Source organism: Nocardiopsis trehalosi NBRC 14201 (genome assembly GCF_001552555.1).
Lineage (GTDB): Bacteria > Actinomycetota > Actinomycetes > Streptosporangiales > Streptosporangiaceae > Nocardiopsis_B > Nocardiopsis_B trehalosi.
Genome location: NZ_BCRK01000276.1, coordinates 1 through 5356 on the forward strand (window position 1 = coordinate 1; position 5356 = coordinate 5356).

The following is a 5356-nucleotide window of genomic DNA, read 5'->3' on the forward strand; positions in this document are numbered from 1 at the left end:
CGGGTGCGGCGGTCGGGGCGGGGTGCGGGGTCGGTCACCGGTCCACTGTAGCGGCACCCCTAGAATGAGCTACAGCTATTAGCTATAGCCATGGAGGTCCGATGTCCGCCCCCGCCGCCCCCCGGCGCGCTTCCGCCCGCGACCACATCACCGTGCTGGGCGCCCGCGAGCACAACCTGGCCGACGTCGACGTGCGCCTGCCCAAGGACACCCTGACCGTCGTCACCGGCGTGTCGGGGTCGGGCAAGTCGTCGCTGGTGTTCGCCACCATCGCCGCGGAGTCCCAGCGCCAGCTCACCGCGTCCTTCCCGGCGTTCCTGCGCCACCGCCTGCCCCGGCCCGAGCGCCCCCAGGCCGCGGCGCTGCGCGACCTGACGCCCGCGGTCGTGGTCGACCAGCGGCCGGTGGGCGCCAACTCGCGGTCGACGGTGGGCACCCTCACCGACGTGCACGCGGTGCTGCGGGTGCTGTTCTCCCGCCACGCCGCCCCCTCCGCCGGGCCCTCCACCGCCTACTCCTTCAACGACCCGGCGGGGATGTGCCCGCGCTGCGACGGCCTGGGCCGCACCGTGGACCTGGACACCGACCGGCTGGTCGACCCCGCGCTGTCGCTCAACGAGGGCGCCATCCGGCTGCCGTCGGTGCCCGTGGGGTCGGCCTCCTGGCAGCTGTACGCCCAGTCGGGGCTGTTCGACCCGGACCTGCCGGTGGGGCGCTTCAGCGACGAGGAGCGGCGCCTGCTGCTGCACGGCCACGGGTTCACCGTCGCCCGCACCAGCCGCAACGGCACCTACCGCAACCAGTACGAGGGGCTGGCGCGCCGGTTCACCCGGCTCTACCTCAACCGCGACCACGCCCGGATGAACGCCCGCGACCGGGCCGCCGCCGCCGACTTCACCCGCGAGCTGCCCTGCCCGCAATGCGGCGGGGCGCGGCTGAACGCGGCCGCGCTCGCCTCGCGGCTGGGCGGGCGCACCATCGCCGACCTGTGCGCCCTGGAGGTCGGCGACCTCATCGGGGTGCTGGAGGAGCTGGAGGGGCCGGCGGCCGGGGTGGCGGCCGAGGCGCTGGAGCAGCTGCGCCGCATCCGCGGCATCGGGCTGGGCTACCTCGCCCTGGACCGGGCCACCGCGTCGCTGTCGGGCGGGGAGGCCCAGCGCCTCAAGACCGTGCGCCACCTGGGGTCCAGCCTCACCGGGCTCACCTACATCTTCGACGAGCCCAGCACCGGGCTGCACCCCGCCGACGTGCGGCGCCTGCTCACCCTGCTGCGGGCGCTGCGCGACCAGGGCAACACGGTCCTGGTCGTCGAGCACGACCGCGACGTCATCGCCGCCGCCGACCACGTGGTCGACCTCGGCCCCGGGGCGGGGGCCCAGGGCGGGCGGGTGGTGTTCGAGGGGACCCCGCGCGCGCTGGCGGCCGCCGACACCCCGACGGGGGCGTGGCTGCGCCGGCCCTCCCCCCTCACCGGGCGCGGCCGCACCCCCACCGGGTGGCTGGCGGTGACCGGCGCCCGCCTGCACAACCTGGCCGGGGTCGACGTGGACGTGCCGCGGGGGGTGCTCACCGTGGTCACCGGGGTCGCGGGGTCGGGCAAGTCGACCCTGGCCGCGCGCGTCCTGCCCGCCCAGCACCCGGGGACGGTGGTGGTGGACCAGGCGCCCATCGCGGCCGCGCCGCGGGCGAGCGTGGCCACCCACCTGAAGATCATGGACGCGGTGCGGCGGCTGTTCGCCCGCGCCAACGGGGTCGACGCGGCGCTGTTCAGCGCCAACTCCGCGGGCGCGTGCCCGGCGTGCAGCGGTCGGGGGTCGGTGCGCACCGACCTGGCGTTCATGGACCCGGTGACCACGGTGTGCGAGGCGTGCGCGGGGGGCCGGTTCGGCCCGCAGGCGCTGGGGCACCGGCTGCGCGGGCTGGACATCGTGCAGGTGGGGGAGCTGAGCGCCGAGGAGGGGGCCGCGTTCTTCACCGAGGAGGCGGTCGCGGCGCCGCTGCGCCGGCTGGTGGAGGTGGGGTTGGGCCACCTGGCGCTGGGGCGCACGCTGGACACCCTCTCCGGAGGTGAGCGGCAGCGGCTGCGGCTGGCCGGGCGGCTCGGCGCGTCGGGGGCGGTGTATGTGGTGGACGAGCCCAGTGCGGGGCTGCACATGGCCGACATCGCGGTGCTGCTGGAGGTGTTCGACCGGTTGGTGGACGCCGGCAACACCCTGGTGGTGGTCGACCACGACACCGACGTGGTGCGCCACGCCGACTGGGTGATCGACCTGGGGCCGGGGGCGGGCCGCCACGGCGGCCGGGTGGTGTTCGCCGGGACCCCCGCCGACCTGCTGGAGGTCCGGGGGTCGGCCACGGCCGAGCACCTGCGGGCGGCGGTGGGGCGCGCCGCCTGACCCCGGGGAAGGAGGGCCAGGAGGCGCCGGGGCGCCCGCCCCGGCCGCGCCGGTGCGGGCGGGGCGCGGCGCCACGGTAGCGCCCGGCGGTGACACAACGGGCGGGTGCGCCGGGGTGTGGGGCGCATGTGGCCGATGGTGGCCAGGTGGTGTGTCAACCGGGGCGCCCGGCGGGGCCGGGGAGCGTCCGGCGGGTGTGTCGGGGTGGTGGCGTACCGCGACGGGCGCTGGTGGCGCGGGGCGGCGGAGGGCGGGGCGCCCTCGGGGGCGGGCGGTCCGCGGGCGGGGCGCGGCGGTGGCCGGCGATGTCGCCGGGGCCGCCTAATGTGTCGGCCACGGCACGACCCGCCGCTCATGAGAGGGACCACCCCATGCGCAAGATCATCGTTTCCACCTATTCCACCCTGGACGGCTACATCGACGACCCGCAGGACTGGTCGATGTCCTACACCGCCGAGGAGGCCCAGAAGTACTCCCTGGACCTGACCCTGTCCTGCGGGGCGATGCTGCTGGGCCGCGTGACCTATGAGGCCATGGCCCAGGCGTGGCCGCACATGGGCGGCAACCCGTTCGGCGACCACGTCAACAGCCTCCCCAAGTACGTGGTGGCCTCCCAGCCGGTGGACACCTCGGCGTGGGGGCCGGCCACCGTCATCGCCGGCGACGAGCTGGTCGAGCGCGTCACCGAGCTGAAGGCGGCCGAGGGCGGCGACATCCTCATCTGGGGCAACGGGCGCCTGACCGACGCGCTGGCCGCGGCGGGGCTGCTCGACGAGTACCGGGTGTGGCTCATCCCGGTGGTCAAGGGCGGGGGCAGCGAGACGCTGTTCCGACCGGAGAGCAAGGCGACCCTGGAGCTGCTCGACACCACGGTGTTCGCCACCGGCGCGGTCGTGCACACCTACCGGCCGGAGAACGCGGCCCGGAAGTAGGCCCCGGAAGTAGCAGCGTCGACGGTGCGCGGCCCCGGCCCCGGGGGTCGCGCCGTGATGGGGCCCGGTGCCGGCGGTCGGCGCGGCGCCGGGTGGTGGTCAGCCGACGTGGACGTGGGGGCGGCGGCGCGGGTCGGGTTCGGCCTCGCGCAGCACCTCGCGGGTCAGGTAGGCGGTGTCGCCCCGGCCGAGCAGGACGTAGCGGGCGAGGTTGACCAGGGGGTGCGCCTCGGTCCATTGGAAGTAGCAGTGCGGGGTGCGGCCCGTGGCGTCGCGCAGGCACAGCAGGATCGCGGCCAGGGCGTTGGCCACGACGGGGCTGTCGGCGCGCAGGACGCGGTGGCCGGCGACGTCGGTGCCGTGGACGCGCAGCACGTCGGAGAAGTCCGAGGGGTGCTGGACGGTGATCTCCAGGAACAGCACGTGGGCGCCGGTGGGGATCGGGTTGGTGGTGCGCTGCTCGCGTTCCTTGGCGCGGTACTCCGCGGCGTCGCCGGCCTGGCGGCGGTTGGCGATGATGTGCAGCGGGTGGCCGCGGTCGGCGGCGGCGGTGATGAACGCGCGGGCGGTGGCGTCGAAGAGCAGGCTGTCGGCGCGCAGTTCGGTGCTGCGGGCGATGCGCGAGACCAGGGAGACCGCGATGATCGCGGTGACGAAGGCCAGGGAGATCGCGACGCCGTCGGGGTGGGTGGCGGCGGTGTCGGCGAGGGCGTAGCCGAAGACGAGGGTGACGGCGGCGAACCCGGCGGTGGCGGCGCGGCGGCGCCGGCGGTGGGCGGCGAGGGTCACGGCGATGGCGGCGGCGGTCATCATGGCGAGGATGCCGGTGGCGTAGGCGCCGGACTGGGCGTTGACGTCGGCGCCGAAGGCGGCGGTGAGGGCGAGCGCCACCGCGGTGTAGACGAGGACGAGGGGGCGCAGGGCCCGGGTCCAGGCGGGCGCCATGCCGTAGCGGGGCAGGTAGCGGGGGACGATGTTGATGAGGCCGGCCATGGCGGAGGCGCCGGCGAACCACAGGATGGCGATGGTGGCGGCGTCGTAGGCGGCGCCGAACGCTTCGCCGAGCAGGGCGTGGGCGAGGTAGGACACGGCGCGTCCGTCGGCGCGGCCGCCGGGGGCGTACTCGTGCGGGGGGACGAGGGCGGCGGTGGTGAAGGCGGTGGCGAGCAGGTAGGCGCTCATGATGAGCGCGGCGGTGGTGAGCATGCGGCGGGTGCCGGTGACGCGGTCGCGCAGGCGCTGGGCGGGGGTGGCGCCGCGGGCGCGGATGAGCGGCATCATGCTGACGCCGGTCTCGAACCCGGACAGGCCCAGGGCGAGCAGGGGGAAGGCCAGGGCGGCGGTGAGGGCGATGCGGGCGGGGTCGTGGCCGCCGGCGGCGGTGGCGGCCTGCCACCAGGCGTCGAGGGTGCGGGGGGTGGTGGCGATGCGGTGCAGGGCGACGGCGAGGACGGCGGCGTTGAGGGTGAGGAACGCGGCGACCAGGGGGATGGCGACGAGGACGGCGTGGGTGAACCCGGCGCAGAACACGGCGGCGAGCAGGAGCAGCAGGAGGCTGGTCAGGGCCACGGGGTGGTCGCGCAGGGGGCGGGGGGTGAGGGGGTTCTCGGTGATGTGGGCGGTGGCGTCGGCCGAGGACAGGGTGATGGTGATGATCCAGGCGGTGGCGACGAACCCGAGCAGGCACAGGACGGTGAGTTTTCCGCGCCACTCCGGGAGCAGGTGTTCCAGCATGGCCACCGATCCCTGGCCGTGGGGGCTGGCGGCGGCCACGGCCCGGTACATGGGCAGCATGCCGGCGAGGGTGAGGACGACGATGAGCAGGGTCGCCAGGGGGGACAGGGCGCCGGCGGCGAGCAGGGCGATGCCGGGCAGGTAGCCGAGGGTGGAGAAGTAGTCGACGCCGGTCAGGCACATGACGCGCCACCAGGGGTGGCGGTGGTGGGGGGCGGGGCGGGCGGCGGCGGGGCCGGGGACCTGGTCGACGCGGTGGCGCAGCAGCCACCGCGTGAGGGGGCCGGCGGGCGG

Annotated in this window: 3 protein-coding genes; 2 read left to right on the top strand and 1 reads right to left on the bottom strand. The window is 75.9% G+C overall.

Going from position 1 to position 5356, the window contains the following annotated elements; all coding sequences use genetic code 11:
- Positions 1–101: 101 nt before the first annotated feature.
- Positions 102–2396 carry an ATP-binding cassette domain-containing protein gene (locus NT8_RS26990; protein ID WP_067975622.1) on the top strand — a complete coding sequence of 765 codons (2295 nt, stop codon included), beginning with the start codon at positions 102–104 and terminating at the stop codon, positions 2394–2396.
- 371 nt (positions 2397–2767) lie between these two features.
- The gene (locus tag NT8_RS26995; protein ID WP_067975625.1) at positions 2768–3328 is read left to right on the top strand and encodes a dihydrofolate reductase family protein; all 561 of its coding nucleotides are present in this window, start codon (positions 2768–2770) and stop codon (positions 3326–3328) included.
- Positions 3329–3427: 99 nt separating this feature from the next.
- On the opposite strand, the gene NT8_RS30150 is transcribed toward NT8_RS26995, so the two are convergent.
- Positions 3428–5356: amino acid transporter (locus NT8_RS30150; protein WP_084469322.1), on the bottom strand; the 1929-nt coding region annotated here is incomplete at its 5' end.

Coding starts and splice junctions, on each gene's coding strand:
- NT8_RS26990 (WP_067975622.1), top strand. CDS start 102: ATGTCCGCCCCCGCCGCCCCCCGGCGCGCTTCCGCCCGCGACCACATC.
- NT8_RS26995 (WP_067975625.1), top strand. CDS start 2,768: ATGCGCAAGATCATCGTTTCCACCTATTCCACCCTGGACGGCTACATC.